Source organism: Pseudomonas sp. CF161 (assembly GCF_000416215.1).
Taxonomy (GTDB): domain Bacteria; phylum Pseudomonadota; class Gammaproteobacteria; order Pseudomonadales; family Pseudomonadaceae; genus Aquipseudomonas.
In genome coordinates this window covers 22,437-40,399 of record NZ_ATLP01000039.1, presented here as the reverse complement: position 1 = coordinate 40,399, position 17,963 = coordinate 22,437, and the positions used below count along the sequence as shown (strand labels likewise).

Below are 17,963 nucleotides of genomic sequence, written 5' to 3'. Positions count from 1 at the left end.
GCAGCGTGTTCAGGCCGGTGATTTAACCGGCGATCTCTGCCATACGGTGCCACAACGCGTAATGCACTTGCCCGGATTTTTGTTCACGGTGCAGGCGCCAGCTGGCCGGCAGGCCCAGGGTCGAGGGTGCGCTTTCGCTTTCGGTGTAGATCCAGGCCTCGGGGGCCAGCCAGTTGCGCTCTTCAAGCAGGGCGCAGGCGGTCGGCAGTAGGTTCTGGTGGAACGGCGGGTCGAGGAACACCAGGTCAAAGGCGCTGGCCGGCTGGCTTTCGAGGTAGCGCAGGGCGTCGGCGGTCTGCACCTGGCCGACGCTGCAACGCAGGGTGCCCAGGTGCTCGCGCAGGCTGGACACCGCGACGTTGCTGCTGTCCAGGGCCTGGCCCATGGCGGCGCCACGGGACAGCGCCTCAAGGAACAGCGCACCGCTGCCGGCGAACAGGTCGAGCACCTTGGCCCCGGCGACATAGGGCGCGAGCCAGTTGAACAGGGTCTCGCGCACGCGGTCCGGGGTCGGGCGCAGGCCCGGCACATCGGGGAAGCTCAGGCGCCGGCTGCGCCATTCACCGCCGATGATGCGCAGGTGGCCGACGCCGTTGTGCTGGTTGTGCACGGGTTTTTTGCTGGGACGCGATGGGCTGGCCATTAATGCTCCGGAACCCCGAGCGGTTGCTCGGCGGGTTTGTCAGTGGGGGCCGGCAACGGCTTTTGCGGGACGGTCGGGCCGGCGCTGACGATCACCATCTTGTCGGCGCTCAGGTGTTTGTTCAGGGCGGTCTTGACCTGTTCCACGGTCAGGCTCTGGGACTGCTGCATAAAGTCTTCGAGGTAGCTCAGCGGCAGGTCATAGAAGCCCATGGCCCCCAGTTGCCCGACGATGTCGGCGTTGCTGGCGGTGGACAGCGGGAAGCTGCCGGCCAGTTCGCGCTTGGCGTCTTCGAGTTCCTTGGCGGTCGGGCCGGTCTTCAGGTAATCGGCCAGCACGTCCTGCACCAGTTTCAGAGTGCCTTCGCTCATTTCGGCACGGGTTTGCAGGTTGATCATAAACGGACCGCGGGCCTGCATCGGGGTGAAGCCCGAGTAGACGCCGTAGGTCAGGCCGCGTTTTTCGCGGACTTCGCTCATCAGCCGGGTGCCGAAACCGCCGCCACCGAGGATCTGGTTGCCCATGGACAGCGCGGCGTAATCCGGGTCGGCGCGGTCGATGCCCAGTTGGGCCAGCATCAGGTTGGTCTGGCTCGACGGGAACTCGATGTGGCCGGTGCTCGCCTTGGGCTCGCTCGGTTGCGCGATCTTCGCCAGGGCCGGGCCTTTGGGCAGGGCGCTGGAGACTTGCGCGGCAATGGCCTCGGCGTCGCTGCGCGAAAGGTCGCCGACCAGGGCGATCACCACATTGCCGGCGGCATAGGCCTTGGCGTGGAACGCGCGCAGTTGCTCCAGGGTGATCGGCGGGATGCTTTGGGCGTTGCCGTCGCTGGAGTGGGCGTAAGGGTGCTCGCCGTACAGGCGCTTCATCAGCTCCAGGCTCGCCAGCTTGCCGGGGTTCTGTTTCTGGTATTCGAAGCCCGCGAGCATCTGGTTCTTGATCCGCGCCAGGGAGTCGGCAGGGAAGGTCGGCTTGCCCACCACTTCGGCGAACAGCTTCAGTGCCGGTTCGCGTTTATCCACAGCGCTCAGGCTGCGCAGCGAGGCCACGGCCATGTCCTTGTAGGCGCCATTGCCAAAATCGGCCCCCAGGCTTTCAAAGCCCTGGGCAATCGCCCCCACATCCTTGCCGGCCACGCCTTCGTTGAGCATGGCGTTGGTCAGCAGGGCCAGGCCCTGGGCCTTGCCGTCCTGGCTGCTGCCGGCGGAGAAGATCAGGCGCATGTCGAACATCGGCAATTCACGGGCTTCGACGAACAGCACCTTGTTGGCGCCTTCGGCGGTGTTCCAGGTCTGCACGTTGAGGCTGCGGTGGCTTGGGGCCTTGCCGTCCAGCTCGGCCAGGGATTGCAGCTTCTGGCTCGACTTGGCCTGGTCCAGGGCCTGGCTGGCCTTGGAATCGCCTTGCGGGTACAGGTAGACGCCGGCGGCGCCGACCAGGGCAACGAGCACCAGGCCGATCAGGGCCGGGCGTGAGTTCTTGCGCTTACTCATGAGCGGACTCCTCAGGCAGTACGTGCGCAACGCTCAGACGTTCGCGGGTGAAGTAGGTACGGGCAGCTTTCTGGATATCTTCCGGGGTCACGCCCTGCAATTCGGCCAGTTCGGTGTCCATCAGCTTCCAGGACAGGCCGACGGTTTCCAGTTGGCCAATGGCGGTGGCCTGGCTGGTGATCGAGTCACGCTCGAAGACCAGGCCGGCAATGACCTGGGCCCGCACACGCTCCAGTTCTTCGGCGCTCGGTGGGGTGGTTTTCAGCTGCTCCAGCAGACGCCACAGCCCGGCTTCAGCCTGGGCGATGGTCTTTTTCTTCTGGCTGTTGGGGGTCGCGGAGAGCATGAACAGGCTGTCGCCGCGGGTGTAGGCGTCGTAGCTCGACGAGCCGCCGGAGACCAGCTCTTCGCCGCGCTCCAGTTGGGTCGGGATGCGACCGCTGTAGCCGCCGTCGAGCAGGGCCGAGATCAGGCGCAGGGCGTGCACCGAGCGTTTGTCTTCAGCGGTGGCGATGCTCGGCACGTTGAAGGCCAGCATCAGGCTCGGTAGCTGGGTCTTCACGTGCAGGGTGATCTGCCGCTCGCCCGGCTCGGCCAGTTCCAGGGGGATCTTCGACGGTGGCACGTCACGTTTGGCGATCGGGCCGAAGTAACGCTGGGCCAGGGTTTTCACCTCGTCCGGGGTCACATCGCCGACCACCACCAGGGTGGCGTTGTTCGGCACATACCAGGACTGGTACCAGTGGCGCAGCTCCTCGACCTTCATCCGGTTGAGGTCGGCCATCCAGCCGATGGTCGGCGTGTGATAACCGCTGGCCGGGTAGGCCATGGCCTTGAACCGCTCGTAAGCCTTGGACATCGGCTTGTCGTCGGTGCGCAGGCGGCGTTCTTCCTTGATCACTTCGATCTCGCGGCTGAACTCGTCGGGCGGCAGGCGCAGGCTGGCCATGCGGTCGGCTTCCAGCTCGAAGGCCACGCCCAGGCGGTCGCGGGCCAGGACCTGGTAATAGGCGGTGAAGTCGTCGCTGGTGAAGGCGTTTTCCTCGGCGCCGAGGTCGCGCAGGATCAGCGAGGCTTCGCCGGGGCCGACCTTTTCGCTGCCCTTGAACATCATGTGTTCCAGGGCGTGGGACAAACCGGTCTGGCCCGGGGTCTCGTAGCTGGAGCCGACCTTGTACCAGACCTGGGACACCACGACAGGCGCACGATGGTCTTCGCGCACGACGACCTTGAGGCCGTTGTCGAGGGTGAATTCATGGGTCGGTTGTGGATCGGCAGCCAGGGCTGAAAGGGGCAGACAAACTGTGCTGAGCAGCAGGCCTGCAGCGCGGCGGGCTAGAGCATTCATTCGTTTTTAAACCTGTTGGACTGCCCGCTTGGTCTTAGCCTGTACGGGCGAGGAGGTGCTAGGATACTGATCCGTTTTAGCGGCGGCCACGCCTATCGGGCCTTTGTGCTGGATCAGGTTGTATGGGTTTGCTGCTAAAGGTCGGTTTTTATCAGCTAAACTTCGCTTTTTCGCCGATTTTACCGTTCCAGTCCTGAGTGAAATCGTTCTTTGATGTGCGTGTGGGCACTTCAACAAAATGTTGCGCGTGAACAAGCTGGGTTAAACGCAGTCTGTTCTGCATCGAATATTTATTTACCGAGGCGCCACCTTGGCGCGTCGCTACCTTGAGATAGCCGTCCTCCATGTTTGGTTCCAACGACGACAAGAAGACCCCAGCCCCGGCTGGCGAGAAAAAAAGCCTGTTCGGATGGCTGCGCAAAAAACCGCAGGAAACCGTCGTCGAACAGCCGCAAGCCCTTCCTGAAGCCGCTCCCGAGCCGCTTGCCCAGCCCGCAGCAGAGGTTGCAGCGCCGACGGCGGTGATCCTGCCGCTGGCCGAGCCGATTCTGCAACCGCTGGCCGAACCTGCCCCTGAGCCTGCCGCCGCCGAACTGTCGCTGACACCCGCCCCCGAGCACCAACCCTGGCTGACCCTGCCGGTGGCGGAAGAGCCAGTGGCCCTGGTGGAAGACGAGCAGGCCATTGATGTCAGCCCGCCGATCCCGGCCCCGGCGTCCAGTGTTGCCCCTGCATTTGAGCCAGAGCCGGTGCTGTCGGCGCCTGAAGTTGCACTGCCGGAGCCGGTTGCACCGGTCTTCGTGGCCCCGCAACCTCCTGCACCTGCACCTGCACCTGTCGTTGAAGTCGTGGCCGCGCCGGTGGAGGTTGCGGTTGCGGTCGAGCCCGCAGCCAGCCCGGCAGAAACCAAAGTCGGTTTCTTCGCCCGCCTGAAACAGGGCCTGTCCAAGACCAGTGCCAGCATCGGCGAAGGCATGGCCAGCCTGTTCCTGGGCAAGAAAACCATCGACGACGAACTGCTCGAAGACATCGAGACCCGCCTGCTGACGGCCGACGTTGGCGTTGAAGCCACTTCGGTGATCATCCAGAACCTGACCCAGAAGGTCGCGCGCAAGCAGCTGACCGACGTCGATGCGCTGTACACCTCCTTGCAGGCCGAGCTGGCCGCCATGCTCAAACCGGTCGAGCAGCCGTTGCAGATCGCCTCGCAGAACAAGCCGTTCGTGATCCTGGTGGTCGGCGTCAACGGCGCCGGCAAGACCACCACCATCGGCAAGCTGGCGAAGAAGCTGCAGCTGGAAGGCAAGAAAGTCATGCTGGCCGCCGGCGACACCTTCCGCGCCGCTGCCGTCGAGCAATTGCAGGTCTGGGGCGAGCGCAACAAGATCCCGGTGATTGCCCAGCACACCGGCGCCGATTCGGCTTCGGTGATCTTCGACGCCGTCCAGGCCGCCAAGGCCCGGGGCATCGATGTGCTGATCGCCGACACCGCTGGCCGCCTGCACACCAAAGACAACCTGATGGAAGAGCTGAAGAAAGTGCGCCGGGTTATCGGCAAGCTGGACGCAGACGCGCCCCATGAAGTGCTGCTGGTGCTTGACGCCGGCACCGGGCAGAACGCCATCAGCCAGGCCAAGCAGTTCCACCAGACCGTGGAACTGACCGGCCTGGCCCTGACCAAGCTCGATGGCACTGCCAAGGGCGGGGTGATCTTCGCCCTGGCCAAGCAGTTCAACCTGCCGATCCGTTATATCGGAGTCGGTGAAGGCATCGATGATTTGCGTACCTTTGAAGCAGAACCCTTTGTCCAGGCACTGTTTGCCGAGCGGGAGCGTTCATGATTCGTTTCGAACAGGTCGGTAAACGCTACCCGAACGGTCACGTCGGCTTGCATGAGCTGAGCTTTCGAGTGCGACGTGGCGAGTTCCTGTTTGTCACCGGCCACTCCGGGGCCGGTAAAAGTACTTTGCTGCGCCTGCTGCTGGCCATGGAGCGCCCGACCACCGGCAAGCTGCTGCTGGCCGGCCAGGACCTGGGCACCATCAGCAATGCACAGATTCCTTACCTGCGTCGGCAGATCGGCGTGGTGTTCCAGAATCACCAGTTATTGTTCGATCGCACGGTGTTCAACAACGTGGCCCTGCCGTTGCAGATTCTCGGTCTGTCCAAGGCCGAGATCGCCAAGCGGGTGGATTCGGCCCTGGAGCGCGTGGCGCTGTCGGACAAGACCGATTTGTACCCCGGCGACCTGTCCACCGGTCAGCAGCAGCGCGTCGGTATCGCCCGCGCCATCGTCCACCGTCCGGCCTTGCTGCTGGCGGACGAACCCACGGGTAACCTCGACCCGCGCCTGGCCGCTGAAATCATGGGTGTATTCGAAGACATCAACCGCCTGGGCACCAGCGTGCTGATTGCCAGTCACGACCTGGCGCTGATCGCCCGCATGCGCCATCGCATGCTGACCCTGCAACGCGGCCGATTGATCGGCGACGGGGAGGCCGGGGTATGAGTGCCACTCGCAGTCCGAAAGTTGCCGAGCGTGTGGCGCCTAAAGCCTCCGATCCGCAACCCTCGAAGAAAAAACGCGATGAAGACGACGGCCCGGATTTCGGCACCCAGCTGCATGCCTGGATCGAAAACCACCGCGCCAGCCTGCTCGATAGCCTGCGACGCCTGGGCAAGCAACCGATCGGCAGCTTCTTTACCTGCCTGGTGATGGCGGTGGCCCTGAGCTTGCCAATGGGCCTGTCGCTGCTGCTGAACAACGTCGAGCGCCTCGGTGGCTCGTGGCAGCGGGCGGCGCAGATTTCCCTGTACCTGCAACTCGACGCCAGCGCCACCGAAGGCGAGAAGCTCAGCGAGCAGATCAAGGGCTTGCCGGGCGTGGCGGATGCCGAATTCATCAGCAAGGACCGCGCCCTGGAAGAGTTCCAGCAGCAGTCCGGGCTGGGCGATGCGCTCAAGGAGTTGCCGCAGAACCCGTTGCCGGGCGTGGTCCTGGTGACGCCGAATGAAGTCGACAAGGCCACCCTGGAAGCCCTGCGTCAGCGCCTGGCGGATATGCCCAAGGTGCAATTGGCGCAACTGGATCTGGTGTGGGTCGAGCGCCTGGCGGCGATCCTCAAACTGGGCGACCGGTTTGTCTTCGGCCTGACGGTGTTGCTGGTTTCCGCATTACTTTTGGTGATAGGCAATACCATTCGTCTTCATATTGAAAACCGCCGCACAGAGATAGAAGTGATTAAACTCGTCGGCGGCACTGACAGCTATGTACGGCGTCCCTTCCTTTATATGGGCGCGTTGTATGGCTTCGGTGCGGGGCTTCTGTCCTGGGGGGTGCTGGCGTTTGGCCTTGATTGGCTGAACGACGCAGTAGTCGGGCTTGCCGGTTTGTACGGCAGTGATTTTGCCCTGGCGGGCGTACCGCCCGCCGACGGTCTGTCTCTCTTGCTTGGCGCGGTGCTGTTAGGGTATATCGGTGCATGGATTGCGGTCGCTCGACACCTCAGGGAACTGGCGCCGAAGTAATGTCTTTTTGCTTGTATTGACCTTTCAGCATTTATGGGAACTTGTTCTTCGGTTTCTGGTCAATTTTCGCAGTGCTGAACTGCACGAGTTATGTAAGTCGGAGGTTTTTTCGTATGACCACTTCTTTGCAACCTGCTTATGCCCTAGTCCCAGGCGCAAACCTGGAAGCCTATGTGCACACCGTGAACAGCATTCCACTGCTGACACCGGAGCAGGAGCGTGAACTGGCCGAGAGTCTCTACTATGAGCAGGATCTTGGGGCGGCTCGGCAGATGGTGCTCGCCCACCTGCGTTTTGTTGTACATATCGCCCGTAGCTATTCCGGCTACGGTCTGGCCCAGGCTGACCTGATTCAGGAAGGCAATGTGGGCCTGATGAAGGCGGTCAAGCGCTTCAACCCGGAAATGGGTGTGCGCCTGGTGTCCTTTGCTGTGCACTGGATCAAGGCGGAAATTCACGAGTTCATCCTGCGCAACTGGCGCATCGTGAAAGTCGCGACCACCAAGGCCCAGCGCAAGCTGTTCTTCAATCTGCGCAGCCAGAAGAAACGTCTGGCCTGGCTGAACAATGAAGAAGTGCATCGTGTGGCGGAAAGCCTCGGCGTCGAGCCGCGGGAAGTGCGCGAGATGGAAAGTCGCCTGACTGGCCAGGACATGGCGTTTGACCCAGCCGCCGAAGCGGATGACGACAGCGCGTTCCAGTCGCCAGCCAACTACCTGGAAGACCACCGCTACGACCCGGCGCGGCAACTGGAGGATGCGGATTGGAGCGACAACTCCAACCACAACCTGCACGAAGCCCTGGAAGTGCTGGACGACCGCAGCCGCGACATCCTCTACCAGCGCTGGCTGGCAGAAGAGAAAGCCACGCTGCACGACTTGGCGCAGAAGTACAACGTGTCGGCCGAGCGGATTCGTCAGCTTGAGAAAAGCGCGATGAACAAGCTGAAGCTGTCGATTGCGGCGTAAGCCCTGGCGCAATAAAAAACGCCCCGGTCATTGATCGGGGCGTTTTTGTTTGTGGGCCAGGGGCGTCCTGATGGCCTTGGGTTACTGCTCCCAGGGCGCCTTGCGCGTGGTGTTGAGGCCGTTGAGGTAATCGACGCCACCCAGTTGGCTCATCTGCCGGCGAATCCAGCCCGCGCGCTGCGACACATAAGTGGTCGGGTGACTGGCGCTCCACACTCGCGGGTTGGGCAGCACAGCGGCCAGCAGGCTGGCCTGCTGACGCGACAGCGAACCTGCGCCGATACCGAAGTGATGACGCGCCGCAGCTTCAGCGCCAAACACCCCTTCATCCCACTCCACGCTATTGAGGTACACCTCGAGAATTCGCTGCTTGGGCCAGAAAATCTCGATCAGCCCGGTAAACCAGGCTTCCAGCCCTTTGCGCAGCCAACTGCGTCCGGACCACAGAAACAGGTTCTTCGACACCTGCTGGCTCAAGGTGCTGGCGCCGCGAATCGAGCCGCCGCGCTCGTTATGGGCGAACGCTGCCTGAATGGCGCCGATATCGAAACCCCAGTGCTCGGAGAACTTCTGGTCCTCGCCGGCGATGACCGCCACCTTGAGGTCGTCGGAGATCTCGGCCCAGGGTTTCCAGGTGCGTTGCAGGTCGATGGGCTCGCCGTCGACCCAGGATTCGATCTTGCGCTCGATCATCAGCGCCGTGCCGGGCGGCGGCACCACGCGAAATACCAGCACCAGCAGAACGCTGCCGCCTGCGAACCAGAGCAGGGCTTTTGTGACGCGACGGAAAAGTAAACGCAGCATAGAGATGGCTTGGCCGAACCCGTTGAGCGGGCCATTATACAGACCCTGCCCGATGATTCTGACTGGAGTTCCTCATGCTGCGTGGCTTCCTGATGCTGGCTGCCTTTTTCGGCTTTACCGGGGTTGCCCTCGGCGCCTTTGCCGCCCACGGCCTGAAAAACCGTCTGAGTGCCGAATACCTGGCGATTTTCCACACCGGCGTCACGTACCAACTGGTGCATACCCTGGCCCTGTTCGGCGTGGCCCTGCTGGCCGCGCATATTCCCGGGCGCCTGGTGAGCTGGGCTGGAATCTCGTTCGTGGTCGGTATCCTGCTGTTCTCCGGCAGCCTGTATCTGCTGACCCTGACCGGCATCAGCAAGCTGGGAATCATCACCCCGCTTGGCGGCCTGGCCTTCCTGCTGGGCTGGTTTTTCCTCGGTCTTGCCGCCTGGCGCATGCAGCTTGCCGTCTGACGCTTGTAGCTGACCTTTGGGGCTCGATCGGGCTAGAATGCTGGCCCCTAAAAATGATGGCGGCCTTGAGCATGCGCATTCAGTTGAACGGTGAGCCCTTTGAATTGCCCGACGGTGCAACCGTCGCGGCCCTGCTGACCCGTCTGGACCTGACCGGACGCCGGATTGCGGTCGAACTCAACCAGGACATCGTTCCGCGCAGCCAGCACGCCGAGACTTCCCTGAATGAAGGCGATCAGGTCGAAGTGGTGCACGCCATTGGCGGCGGCTAGCCGTTAAGGTCCGACCCGCGCACTTCCAGAATTCTGCAAGAACCTCACCCCAACAGAGGATTTCCGATGAGCAATGTTCGCAGTGACAAGCCCTTCGTCCTGGCCGGTCGTACCTACCAGTCGCGACTGCTGGTAGGCACCGGCAAGTACCGTGACATGGAAGAAACCCGCCTGGCCATCGAGGCCTCGGGCGCCGAGATCGTCACCGTTGCCGTGCGTCGTACCAACATCGGGCAAAACCCGGGTGAGCCGAACCTGCTGGATATCCTGCCGCCGGATCGCTACACCATCCTGCCCAATACCGCCGGTTGCTATGACGCGGTTGAAGCCGTGCGCACCTGCCGCCTGGCCCGTGAGCTGCTCGATGGCCACAACCTGGTGAAGCTCGAAGTCCTGGCCGACCAGAAGACCCTGTTCCCCAACGTCCTGGAAACCCTCAAGGCCGCCGAAGTGCTGGTCAAGGAAGGGTTCGACGTGATGGTCTACACCAGCGATGACCCGATCATCGCCCGCCAGCTGGCGGAAATGGGCTGCATCGCGGTCATGCCGCTGGCGGGCCTGATCGGCACTGGCCTGGGGATCTGCAACCCGTACAACCTGCAGATCATCCTCGAAGAAGCCAAGGTTCCGGTGCTGGTGGATGCCGGTGTCGGCACCGCTTCCGACGCCACCATTGCCATGGAACTGGGCTGCGAGGCGGTGCTGATGAACTCGGCCATCGCCCACGCGCAACAGCCGATCCTGATGGCGCAAGCCATGAAACACGCGATTGTCGCGGGCCGCCTGGCGTACCTCGCCGGTCGCATGCCGAAGAAACTCTATGCCAGCGCCTCCTCGCCGCTGGATGGTCTGATCAAGTAAGAGCCATTGATGACTGAATCAAACGACACGCCTATCCAGCCGCAAGAAGGCGAAGAACGCCAACACCGCCGCATCAAGAGCTTCGTGATGCGCGCCGGGCGCATGACCGAAGGCCAGCAGAAAGGCCTGGAGCAGGGCACGCCGCTGTTTGTGCTGCCCCTGGCCGATGCGCCGGTGGATTTTGACCAGGTGTTCGGCCGTTCCGCGCCGCGCTCCCTGGAAATCGGCTTCGGCATGGGCCACTCGCTGCTGGAAATGGCTGCCGCCTCGCCGGAGCAGGACTTCATTGGCGTCGAAGTGCACCGTCCGGGTGTCGGTGCGTTGCTCAATGGCGTGCTGACCCAGGGCCTGACCAACCTGCGGGTCTACGATTGCGACGCGATCGAAGTGCTCAACCGCTGCATCGCCGACAACAGCCTCGATCGCCTGATGCTGTTTTTCCCCGATCCGTGGCACAAGAGCCGCCATCACAAGCGGCGCATCGTCCAGGCCTCGTTCGCGGAGCTGGTGCGCAGCAAGCTCAAGGTGGGCGGCATCCTGCACATGGCCACCGACTGGGAACCCTACGCCGAGTACATGCTGGAAGTGATGGACGTCGCGCCGGGCTATCGCAACCTGGCCGAAGACGGCAAGTGCGTGCCGCGCCCGGCCGAACGCCCGATCACCAAGTTCGAACGCCGCGGCGAGCGCCTGGGGCACGGGGTGTGGGATCTGAAGTTTGAAAAGCTGAGCTGAACCGCTTGAGTGGATCAGGCTCCCTTGGCACAAGGGAGCCGCTTTCCTACAGGGGTTTGATAAAACTCACCGGCACCTGCTCGGTCAGCCACACCCCATTCTCTGCCTGATAGAACGTGAAGCCCTGGGCCTGCATGGCTTGCGCGGCAATCTGCAAAATCACCACCTTGCCGTAACGCTGGCCCACGGCGCTGGCGGTTTCCAGGTCCTGGGACAGGTGCACGTGATGCCGTGAACCCGGGATCAGCCCCTTCTCATTGATCGACTCCATGAACCGCGTGGCGGTGCCGTGGTAGAGGATCGCGGGCGGCTGTCTGGCTTCGAGCTGCAGCTGCACGTCTTTGTTGGAATGACCTTGGACCGCGCGGATGCGCTGGCCATCGGCCGACAGGGAAAAGCGCTTCTTGTCGTTGCTGTCGACCACCTGCGCGATCAGTTCCCGGCTCAACTGCCGCCCGTCCCGGGCCGCGCCGCTGATCAGTGCGTCGATATCGCCCCAGCCTTCAGTGTCCAGTTCAAGGCCTATGGCCTGGGGCTCATGGCGCAGGACGTAGCTGAGAAACTTGCTGGTTTCATCGATGACTTTCTTGCTCATGTTCATCCTTGTGTGTGAACCCGGGTCAGCGGCGATCCGCCACCACCCCGATCAGCACCAGCACCACCAGCAGCACCGGCGCCAGGCTGTAATTGTTGAATTGGCTCAGGCCGCGAATGATCCAGGGCGTGGCGTAGATCAGCGCCAGGCCGCTGCCGATCATGCACAGCAGGGCCATCAATGGCACGCGCAGGGCGCCGGCCAGGCCGCCCAGGCGTTGCTCGACCCAGCCCTTGATGTCGGCGCCAAACAGCACCAGCAGGCAGCCCACCAGTGCCAGGGCGATTTCCGAGAGGTTGCTGCGACTCCAGCGGGACACCGTGGCGAGCAGATCGAGTACCAGATCCATGGGGTTTCCTTAAGTCAGAAAGTATTGCAGCAAGTCATTGAGGAAGAGTTGTCCGCGGGCGGTAGCCGCCAGGCGTGACGGTTCGACCTGCAATAAGCCACTTTGTTCTGCCTGGCGCCGGGCGTCGGCGAGGCTTTCCAGGCTGAGCCCGGTGCGTTGCGCATAGAGCGCGGCATCGACGCCCTGGGTCAGGCGCAGGGCATTCATCAGGAACTCGAACGGCAGCTCCTCGTTGGCCAGGAGTTTGTCGCCGGCCTTGAACTGTTTGGCCGGGTTCAGGTAGTCCTTGGGCAGGCGGGTTTTCCAGGTGCGCACGATGCGCCCGTCCGGGTGGCTGAGCTTGCCGTGGGCGCCGGCGCCGATGCCGATGAAGTCACCGAAGCTCCAGTAGTTCAGGTTATGCCGTGCTGCGCGGCCCGGCTGGGCGTAGGCCGACACTTCGTACTGGGCGTAGCCATGCTCGGCGAGCAATGCCTGGCCGGCTTCCTGGATGTCCCACAGGGTGTCGTCTTCCGGCAGCACAGGGGGCTGGTTCCAGAAGACGGTGTTGGGTTCCAGGGTCAGCTGGTACCAGGACAGGTGGGTCGGCTGCATGGCGATGGCCTGGCGCAGGTCGCCCAGGGCATCGTCCAGGGACTGATCGGGCAAACCGTGCATCAGGTCCAGGTTGAAGTTGTCGAAGCCGGCCAGGCGCGCCATATCGGCGGCGCGGATCGCTTCGGCGCCGTTGTGGATCCGGCCCAGGGCCTTGAGCTTGGCCTCCTGGAAGCTCTGGATACCAATCGACAACCGATTGATGCCCAGGGCGCGGTAGGCGATGAACTTGTCCTGCTCGAAGGTCCCGGGGTTGGCTTCCAGGGTGATTTCGATATCGGCGGCGAAGCGGATGCGCTGCTCCACGCCCTTGAGCAGGCGGCCCAGGGCTGCGGCGCTGAACAGGCTCGGCGTGCCGCCGCCGAAGAAGATCGAACTCAGCTCGCGGCCGTAGACGGCGTGCAGGTCCTGGTCGAGGTCGGCCAGCAGGGCGTCGACGTACTCTTCTTCCGGCAGCACAGGGCTGGCGGTGTGGGAGTTGAAGTCGCAATACGGGCATTTGCGTACACACCACGGGATGTGGATGTACAGCGCCAGGGGCGGCAACAGGGGAAGGGCCGCCCGGGGCGTGGGCGCAGTGCCGAGAATCAGCGGCTGCGCGGGTGTCTGTGGGGTCATTTCAGGCCCAGACGCTGGCGCAGCAGATCCATTGCACGGGCGCGGTGGCTGATTTGGTTCTTGTCGCCCGGGCTCAGTTCGGCGCTGGAGCAGTTGCGCTCCGGGACCCAGAACAGCGGATCGTAGCCAAAACCGTGTTCGCCGCTGGCCGCATGAAGGATGCGCCCGTGCCACAGGCCTTCGCAGAGGATCGGCAGCGGGTCGTCGGCATGCCGCACCAGCGCCAGGACGCAGACGAATTGCGCGCCGCGCTGTTCCTCGGGGACATCCTTGAGGGCCTCCAGCAGCTTGGCGTTGTTCGCCGCGTCGCCTTGGCCATCGGCATAACGCGCCGAGTAGATGCCCGGTGCGCCGCCGAGGAAGTCCACCGCCAGGCCCGAATCGTCGGCCAGGGCCGGCAGGCCGGAAATGCGTGCGGCATTGCGCGCCTTGAGAATGGCGTTCTCGACGAACGACAAACCGGTTTCTTCCGGTTCGATGCTGCTGAACTCGCCGATCGAGCGCAATTGCACCGATGCGCCGAGCATGGCCTGCAGTTCCTTGAGTTTGCCGGCGTTATGGCTGGCCAGTACGAGTTGCGTGAGGTTCATTATTCGCCCGGGAAAAGCTCTTGGTTAAAACTGAAGCTGTTGCTGTCGCCGCCAGTTTGAACGTTGATGGTGAAGGTTCGGGTTTCCTGCTGCTCGACCGGGAACTGGGCGATGTAGTAGATCGCGCCTTGTTCGGTGATTTGCTTGAAGCTCAGCGGGATGCTCTTGCTGGTCAGGTCCTTGACCGTGCCACTGACCTGGGCGACCAGCGGTTTGCCGGCCTTGATCACGGACACGTTGATCACCCCCTGGTTCTTGCTGCGGATCAGCTCCGCGCTTTTGGCGATGTCCGGTTGCAGGTAGGTCGAGTTGAAGGTGTTGTAGTGCACGGTGACGTCACCGAAGACTTCCTTGCGCTCGCCCTTGATGGCCTCGGCGCCCACGGCCGTGAAGCTCAGGCAGGCGGCCAATAGAAAAGTTACCAAGCGACCCATGATCGTTCTCCTTGCTATGACGTGGATTAAACCGCGACCTTGTGGTCCGCAAGCCCCGGGCTGCTGACGCGGTAGATGCCGATCTCTCCTAAGAGATTAGGCCATAGCTTACTGGCCCACCCATGCCGGTGTTGTTGATCGACGGCAAGCCGATCGATGACCTGGGCTTCGCGTTCGCGGCACAGCTCTTCGAAATCCTCGAAGGTGCAGAAGTGAATGTTCGGCGTGTTGTACCAGGTGTAGGGCAGGAACTCGGACACCGGCATCCGGCCCTTGCTGGCCAGGTACCAGCGGCAGCGCCAGTGGCCGAAGTTGGGGAAGGTGATGATGCACTGGCGGCCGACCCTGAGCATTTCGTCGAGGATCCGGTCCGGGTAGTGCACGGCCTGCAGGGCCTGGGTCATGACCACCACGTCGAAGCTGTTGCTGGCGAAGTTGCCCAGGCCCTTGTCCAGGTCCTGCTCGATGACGTTGATGCCCTTGGCCACGCACTGGGCAATGTTGTCCGGGTCGTTTTCCAGGCCGTAGCCGGTGACTTGCTTGTGGTCGCGCAGCCAGGTCAGCAGCTCGCCGTCGCCGCAGCCGAGGTCGAGCACGCGGCTGCCGGCGGGGATCCATTCCTGGATGATTTCCAGATCGGCTCTCATGCCGTCCTCCCCAAGTGATAGCGGCTCATATAAGCGCAATCCGATTCATGTAGTTGCTGAAGGCCTGCAAGTAACGCGGGATCGGGATCAAGAAGGCGTCGTGGCCCTGGGGCGCATCGATTTCCAGGTAGCAGACGTCTTTTTTCGCCGCCATCAGCGCGTCCACCAACTCCCGGGAGCGGGCTGGGGAGAAGCGCCAGTCGGTGGTGAAGGACATCACGCAGAACTTGGCGGTGGCATTGGCGAAGGTTTTTGCCAGGTTATCGTCGAAGTTCGCCGCTGGATCGAAGTAGTCCAGCGCTTTGGTCATCAACAGATAGGTGTTGGCGTCGAAGCGTCCGGAGAACTCCTCGCCCTGGTAGCGCAGGTAGCTTTCGACCTGGAACTCGACGCTGTGGAAGTCGTAGTTGAGCTTTTCGCTCTTCAGGCCACGGCCGAATTTTTCGCCCATGGAGTCGTCGGACAGGTACGTGATGTGCCCGACCATGCGCGCCAGCATCAGGCCGCGCTTGGGGATCACACCGTGTTCCTGGAAGGAGCCGCCGTGGAATTCGGGGTCGGTGAGGATCGCCTGGCGCGCCACTTCGTTGAAGGCAATATTCTGCGCCGACAGCTTGGGCGCCGAGGCGATCGCCAGGCAGTGGCGCACTCGGTCCGGGTAGGTGATGGTCCATTGCAGGGCCTGCATGCCGCCCAGGCTGCCGCCGATCACGGCGGCCCATTGCTGGATGCCGAGCCGGTCGGCCAGGCGGGCCTGGCTGTGCACCCAGTCTTCCACGGTCAGTACCGGGAAGTCGGCGCCGAACGGCTTGCCGGTTTCCGGGTTGAGGCTGCTGGGGCCGGTGGAGCCGTTGCAGCCGCCGAGGTTGTTCAGGCTGACCACGAAAAACTTGTGGGTGTCGATGGGCTTGCCGGGGCCGATGCAGCTGTCCCACCAGCCCGGCTTGCGGTCTTCGGCGCTGTGAAAACCGGCAGCGTGATGATGGCCGGACAGGGCATGGCAGATCAGCACGGCGTTGCTGGCCGTGGCGTTCAGTTCGCCATAGGTTTCGAAGATCAGGTCATAAGCCGGCAGCGAGCGACCGCAGGCCAGGGCCAGGGGATCGCTGAAGTGCGCCAGTTGCGGCGTGATCAGACCAACGGAATCGGGGGGAAAGGCAGTTGGCATCGACCCTGCTCTCATTTAAATGAGGCGTAAGTCTAAAGACCGCTGCCCCCAGCGGCAAGCAAAGGCCGGGGCTGATTATTTCGCGGGTTGTAGCCTGGACGCCGGAATCGAGGGGATCAGGCTGGGCGGGTCAGGTCGGGCAGGTCCGGGAGCTTTTTGGGGGCGTTGATCCGGACCCGTTTTTGCCGGTTCAGCTCGCCGCTGATCAGGCTGACCTGGCTTTTCGAGACGCCGAACGCCTTGGCCAGGAACGCCATCAGGTAGGCGTTGGCCTTGCCCTCGACGGGCGGCGCGGTGAGGCGAATTTTCAGCCGCTCACCGTGCAGCCCGGCGAAGTCATCGCTGCGGGCCGCAGGTTGCAGGTGGCATTCCAGAATCAGGTCGTCACCGTCCCAGCGAAAGTAGCTCACCGGGTCAGATCAGCAGGCGCAGGATGTCCGGCATCATGGTCATCGCCGCCAGGTTGTTGATCACCAGCATGTCCAGCAGCTTGAGTACCATGAACGCCAGGATCGGCGAGATATCCAGGCCACCCATGCTCGGCAGGATCTTGCGGAACGGCGCCAGGGCCGGCTCGCAGATCTGGTTCACCAGTTCAGCGCCCGGGTTGTGGCTGCCCGGAGCGACCCAGGACAGGATCACGCTGATGATCAGGGCGAAGAAGAAGATCTTCAGAAACAGCGCGGTCACGCCAATGATCGACCAGATCAGCAGTTGCAGCGGGTTGCCGGTGGTGCCGTAGGTCAGCAGCAGGGTCAGCGCCATCAGTGCCAGTTGCACGATGATCGCCAGTACCAGCGACGACATGTCCAGGCCAAACAGGCTCGGGATGATCCGGCGCAGCGGCTTGAGCAGCGGCTGGGTCGCGCGTACGGCGAACTGGCACAGCGGGTTGTAGAAGTTGGCGCGCACCAGTTGCAGCACAAAGCGCAGCAGCACGATCAGCAGGTACAGGCTGCCAAGGGTTTGCAGCACATACACCGCTGCAGTATTCAATCCAATCATCAGTGGCTCCTTTATTGGCCCAGTTGTTCGGCCATTTCGGCCGAGCGGTGCGCGGCGGCACCCAGTGCTTTTTCCACCAGGGCTTCGAAGCCCCCGGCCTGGAACGATTTGATGGCGGCTTCAGTGGTGCCGGCCGGCGAGGTGACACGGCGGCGCAGCTCGGCGGCATCGACCTCGCTGGAGACGGCCATATGCGCGGCGCCCAGGGCGGTTTGCAGGGTCAGCTGGGCGGCAATTTCCCGAGGCAGGCCGAGCTTCTCGCCGGCGGCGGTCATGGCTTCGATCAGCAGGAAGAAATACGCCGGCCCGCTGCCGGACACCGCGGTGACCGCGTCCAGTTGCTGTTCTTCATCAAGCCACAGGGCAATGCCGACGGCCGACAGCAGCTCTTGGGCCTGCTGGCGTTGTTCGGCGCTCACCTGGGCGGTGGCGAACAGGCCGCTGACGCCCTGGCGCAGCAGCGCCGGCGTGTTGGGCATGCAGCGCACGATGGGCTGGGCGCCGAGCCAGTTGTTCATGCTGGCGCAGGTGATGCCGGCGGCGATTGAAACCACCAGCTGCGAAGCCCGCAGGCTAGGGCGCAGGGCCTCGCACACGGCTTTCATGGCCTGGGGCTTGACCGCCAGGACGATGACGTCGGCGCCCTGGATGGCCTCGGCGTTGTCGGCGAACACCTCGATGCCGTGTTCAGCCTGGACCCGGGCCCGGGTTTCGGCCCCCGGGTCGCTGGCACGGATCTGCGCGGCGTCCAGGCCCTTGGCGCGCAGGCCCCCAATCAAGCTGGCAGCCATGTTGCCGGCGCCGATAAAGGCGATACGAGTCTTGCTCATGTCAGGTCCTTATAGAGAGGTAAGTC

General features: G+C 63.1%; 23 protein-coding genes. 8 read left to right on the top strand and 15 right to left on the bottom strand.

Annotation, left to right across the window (positions count from 1 at the left end; genetic code table 11):
- Positions 1 to 22: 22 nt before the first annotated feature.
- The 4 genes from rsmD to CF161_RS06805 all read right to left on the bottom strand — a co-directional run bounded on the left by rsmD (position 23) and on the right by CF161_RS06805 (position 3,830).
- The gene (rsmD, locus tag CF161_RS06820) at positions 23 to 643 is read right to left on the bottom strand and encodes a 16S rRNA (guanine(966)-N(2))-methyltransferase RsmD (protein WP_020295830.1); all 621 of its coding nucleotides are present in this window, start codon (positions 641 to 643) and stop codon (positions 23 to 25) included.
- Positions 643 to 2,136 carry a pitrilysin family protein gene (locus CF161_RS06815; RefSeq protein WP_020295829.1) on the bottom strand — a complete coding sequence of 498 codons (1,494 nt, stop codon included), beginning with the start codon at positions 2,134 to 2,136 and terminating at the stop codon, positions 643 to 645. Before CF161_RS06815 ends, rsmD begins: the two co-directional genes overlap by 1 nt.
- On the bottom strand, positions 2,129 to 3,484 hold the full coding sequence (locus tag CF161_RS06810; RefSeq protein WP_020295828.1) for a pitrilysin family protein: 1,356 nt from the start codon (positions 3,482 to 3,484) through the stop codon (positions 2,129 to 2,131). The genes CF161_RS06815 and CF161_RS06810 overlap by 8 nt, the downstream gene beginning before the upstream one ends.
- Before the next feature lie 151 nt (positions 3,485 to 3,635).
- On the bottom strand, positions 3,636 to 3,830 hold the full coding sequence (locus CF161_RS06805) for a hypothetical protein (protein WP_020295827.1): 195 nt from the start codon (positions 3,828 to 3,830) through the stop codon (positions 3,636 to 3,638).
- Between CF161_RS06805 and ftsY the strand changes: the two genes are divergently transcribed.
- The 4 genes from ftsY to rpoH all read left to right on the top strand — a co-directional run bounded on the left by ftsY (position 3,829) and on the right by rpoH (position 7,980).
- Positions 3,829 to 5,325 (top strand): signal recognition particle-docking protein FtsY, encoded by a 1,497-nt coding sequence (gene ftsY / locus CF161_RS06800; RefSeq protein ID WP_020295826.1) that lies wholly within the window; start codon positions 3,829 to 3,831, stop codon positions 5,323 to 5,325. The two genes, CF161_RS06805 and ftsY, sit on opposite strands and share 2 nt — an antisense overlap.
- On the top strand, positions 5,322 to 5,993 hold the full coding sequence (ftsE, locus tag CF161_RS06795) for a cell division ATP-binding protein FtsE (RefSeq protein WP_020295825.1): 672 nt from the start codon (positions 5,322 to 5,324) through the stop codon (positions 5,991 to 5,993). The genes ftsY and ftsE overlap by 4 nt, the downstream gene beginning before the upstream one ends.
- Positions 5,990 to 7,012, top strand: coding sequence for a permease-like cell division protein FtsX (ftsX, locus tag CF161_RS06790; RefSeq protein ID WP_020295824.1), 1,023 nt, complete (start codon positions 5,990 to 5,992; stop codon positions 7,010 to 7,012). Before ftsE ends, ftsX begins: the two co-directional genes overlap by 4 nt.
- A gap of 113 nt (positions 7,013 to 7,125) precedes the next feature.
- On the top strand, positions 7,126 to 7,980 hold the full coding sequence (rpoH, locus tag CF161_RS06785) for an RNA polymerase sigma factor RpoH (RefSeq protein WP_020295823.1): 855 nt from the start codon (positions 7,126 to 7,128) through the stop codon (positions 7,978 to 7,980).
- Positions 7,981 to 8,061: 81 nt separating this feature from the next.
- Here the strand turns inward: rpoH and mtgA are convergent, their stop codons facing one another.
- A complete protein-coding gene (mtgA, locus tag CF161_RS06780; RefSeq protein WP_020295822.1) occupies positions 8,062 to 8,784 on the bottom strand; it encodes a monofunctional biosynthetic peptidoglycan transglycosylase in 723 nt (240 codons plus the stop codon).
- A 74-nt stretch (positions 8,785 to 8,858) separates the two neighbouring features.
- Between mtgA and CF161_RS06775 the strand changes: the two genes are divergently transcribed.
- The 4 genes from CF161_RS06775 (at position 8,859) to trmB (ending at position 11,107) form a co-directional block, all read left to right on the top strand.
- A complete protein-coding gene (locus CF161_RS06775; RefSeq protein ID WP_020295821.1) occupies positions 8,859 to 9,239 on the top strand; it encodes a DUF423 domain-containing protein in 381 nt (126 codons plus the stop codon).
- A 71-nt stretch (positions 9,240 to 9,310) separates the two neighbouring features.
- Positions 9,311 to 9,511 (top strand): sulfur carrier protein ThiS, encoded by a 201-nt coding sequence (gene thiS / locus CF161_RS06770; protein WP_020295820.1) that lies wholly within the window; start codon positions 9,311 to 9,313, stop codon positions 9,509 to 9,511.
- A 66-nt stretch (positions 9,512 to 9,577) separates the two neighbouring features.
- Entirely contained in the window at positions 9,578 to 10,372 is a 795-nt protein-coding gene (locus CF161_RS06765; RefSeq protein WP_020295819.1) for a thiazole synthase, read from the top strand.
- 9 nt (positions 10,373 to 10,381) lie between these two features.
- On the top strand, positions 10,382 to 11,107 hold the full coding sequence (gene trmB / locus CF161_RS06760) for a tRNA (guanosine(46)-N7)-methyltransferase TrmB (protein WP_020295818.1): 726 nt from the start codon (positions 10,382 to 10,384) through the stop codon (positions 11,105 to 11,107).
- Positions 11,108 to 11,153: 46 nt separating this feature from the next.
- On the opposite strand, the gene CF161_RS06755 is transcribed toward trmB, so the two are convergent.
- The 10 genes from CF161_RS06755 to proC form a co-directional block, all read right to left on the bottom strand.
- Complete coding sequence (locus CF161_RS06755) at positions 11,154 to 11,702, bottom strand: RNA 2'-phosphotransferase (protein WP_020295817.1); 549 nt, start codon at positions 11,700 to 11,702, stop codon at positions 11,154 to 11,156.
- Positions 11,703 to 11,727: 25 nt separating this feature from the next.
- On the bottom strand, positions 11,728 to 12,051 hold the full coding sequence (locus CF161_RS06750) for a DUF3392 domain-containing protein (RefSeq protein WP_020295816.1): 324 nt from the start codon (positions 12,049 to 12,051) through the stop codon (positions 11,728 to 11,730).
- A 9-nt stretch (positions 12,052 to 12,060) separates the two neighbouring features.
- Complete coding sequence (hemW, locus tag CF161_RS06745) at positions 12,061 to 13,263, bottom strand: radical SAM family heme chaperone HemW (protein ID WP_020295815.1); 1,203 nt, start codon at positions 13,261 to 13,263, stop codon at positions 12,061 to 12,063.
- Complete coding sequence (rdgB, locus tag CF161_RS06740; protein ID WP_043228794.1) at positions 13,260 to 13,856, bottom strand: RdgB/HAM1 family non-canonical purine NTP pyrophosphatase; 597 nt, start codon at positions 13,854 to 13,856, stop codon at positions 13,260 to 13,262. Before rdgB ends, hemW begins: the two co-directional genes overlap by 4 nt.
- On the bottom strand, positions 13,853 to 14,287 hold the full coding sequence (locus CF161_RS06735; RefSeq protein ID WP_020295813.1) for a DUF4426 domain-containing protein: 435 nt from the start codon (positions 14,285 to 14,287) through the stop codon (positions 13,853 to 13,855). Before CF161_RS06735 ends, rdgB begins: the two co-directional genes overlap by 4 nt.
- 26 nt (positions 14,288 to 14,313) lie before the next feature.
- Positions 14,314 to 14,934 carry a methionine biosynthesis protein MetW gene (gene metW, locus CF161_RS06730; RefSeq protein WP_020295812.1) on the bottom strand — a complete coding sequence of 207 codons (621 nt, stop codon included), beginning with the start codon at positions 14,932 to 14,934 and terminating at the stop codon, positions 14,314 to 14,316.
- A 25-nt stretch (positions 14,935 to 14,959) separates the two neighbouring features.
- Positions 14,960 to 16,102, bottom strand: coding sequence for a homoserine O-acetyltransferase (locus CF161_RS06725; RefSeq protein WP_020295811.1), 1,143 nt, complete (start codon positions 16,100 to 16,102; stop codon positions 14,960 to 14,962).
- Between the two features lie 116 nt (positions 16,103 to 16,218).
- Entirely contained in the window at positions 16,219 to 16,512 is a 294-nt protein-coding gene (locus CF161_RS06720) for a DUF167 domain-containing protein (RefSeq protein WP_020295810.1), read from the bottom strand.
- A gap of 4 nt (positions 16,513 to 16,516) precedes the next feature.
- Entirely contained in the window at positions 16,517 to 17,107 is a 591-nt protein-coding gene (locus CF161_RS06715; RefSeq protein WP_020295809.1) for a YggT family protein, read from the bottom strand.
- Positions 17,108 to 17,118: 11 nt separating this feature from the next.
- Positions 17,119 to 17,937 (bottom strand): pyrroline-5-carboxylate reductase, encoded by an 819-nt coding sequence (gene proC / locus CF161_RS06710; protein WP_020295808.1) that lies wholly within the window; start codon positions 17,935 to 17,937, stop codon positions 17,119 to 17,121.
- Between the last annotated feature and the right edge of the window lie 26 nt (positions 17,938 to 17,963).

Coding starts and splice junctions, on each gene's coding strand:
- rsmD (WP_020295830.1), bottom strand. CDS start 643: ATGGCCAGCCCATCGCGTCCCAGCAAAAAACCCGTGCACAACCAGCAC.
- CF161_RS06815 (WP_020295829.1), bottom strand. CDS start 2,136: ATGAGTAAGCGCAAGAACTCACGCCCGGCCCTGATCGGCCTGGTGCTC.
- CF161_RS06810 (WP_020295828.1), bottom strand. CDS start 3,484: ATGAATGCTCTAGCCCGCCGCGCTGCAGGCCTGCTGCTCAGCACAGTT.
- ftsY (WP_020295826.1), top strand. CDS start 3,829: ATGTTTGGTTCCAACGACGACAAGAAGACCCCAGCCCCGGCTGGCGAG.
- CF161_RS06805 (WP_020295827.1), bottom strand. CDS start 3,830: ATGGAGGACGGCTATCTCAAGGTAGCGACGCGCCAAGGTGGCGCCTCG.
- ftsE (WP_020295825.1), top strand. CDS start 5,322: ATGATTCGTTTCGAACAGGTCGGTAAACGCTACCCGAACGGTCACGTC.
- ftsX (WP_020295824.1), top strand. CDS start 5,990: ATGAGTGCCACTCGCAGTCCGAAAGTTGCCGAGCGTGTGGCGCCTAAA.
- rpoH (WP_020295823.1), top strand. CDS start 7,126: ATGACCACTTCTTTGCAACCTGCTTATGCCCTAGTCCCAGGCGCAAAC.
- mtgA (WP_020295822.1), bottom strand. CDS start 8,784: ATGCTGCGTTTACTTTTCCGTCGCGTCACAAAAGCCCTGCTCTGGTTC.
- CF161_RS06775 (WP_020295821.1), top strand. CDS start 8,859: ATGCTGCGTGGCTTCCTGATGCTGGCTGCCTTTTTCGGCTTTACCGGG.
- thiS (WP_020295820.1), top strand. CDS start 9,311: ATGCGCATTCAGTTGAACGGTGAGCCCTTTGAATTGCCCGACGGTGCA.
- CF161_RS06765 (WP_020295819.1), top strand. CDS start 9,578: ATGAGCAATGTTCGCAGTGACAAGCCCTTCGTCCTGGCCGGTCGTACC.
- trmB (WP_020295818.1), top strand. CDS start 10,382: ATGACTGAATCAAACGACACGCCTATCCAGCCGCAAGAAGGCGAAGAA.
- CF161_RS06755 (WP_020295817.1), bottom strand. CDS start 11,702: ATGAGCAAGAAAGTCATCGATGAAACCAGCAAGTTTCTCAGCTACGTC.
- CF161_RS06750 (WP_020295816.1), bottom strand. CDS start 12,051: ATGGATCTGGTACTCGATCTGCTCGCCACGGTGTCCCGCTGGAGTCGC.
- hemW (WP_020295815.1), bottom strand. CDS start 13,263: ATGACCCCACAGACACCCGCGCAGCCGCTGATTCTCGGCACTGCGCCC.
- CF161_RS06735 (WP_020295813.1), bottom strand. CDS start 14,287: ATGGGTCGCTTGGTAACTTTTCTATTGGCCGCCTGCCTGAGCTTCACG.
- metW (WP_020295812.1), bottom strand. CDS start 14,934: ATGAGAGCCGATCTGGAAATCATCCAGGAATGGATCCCCGCCGGCAGC.
- CF161_RS06725 (WP_020295811.1), bottom strand. CDS start 16,102: ATGCCAACTGCCTTTCCCCCCGATTCCGTTGGTCTGATCACGCCGCAA.
- CF161_RS06715 (WP_020295809.1), bottom strand. CDS start 17,107: ATGATTGGATTGAATACTGCAGCGGTGTATGTGCTGCAAACCCTTGGC.
- proC (WP_020295808.1), bottom strand. CDS start 17,937: ATGAGCAAGACTCGTATCGCCTTTATCGGCGCCGGCAACATGGCTGCC.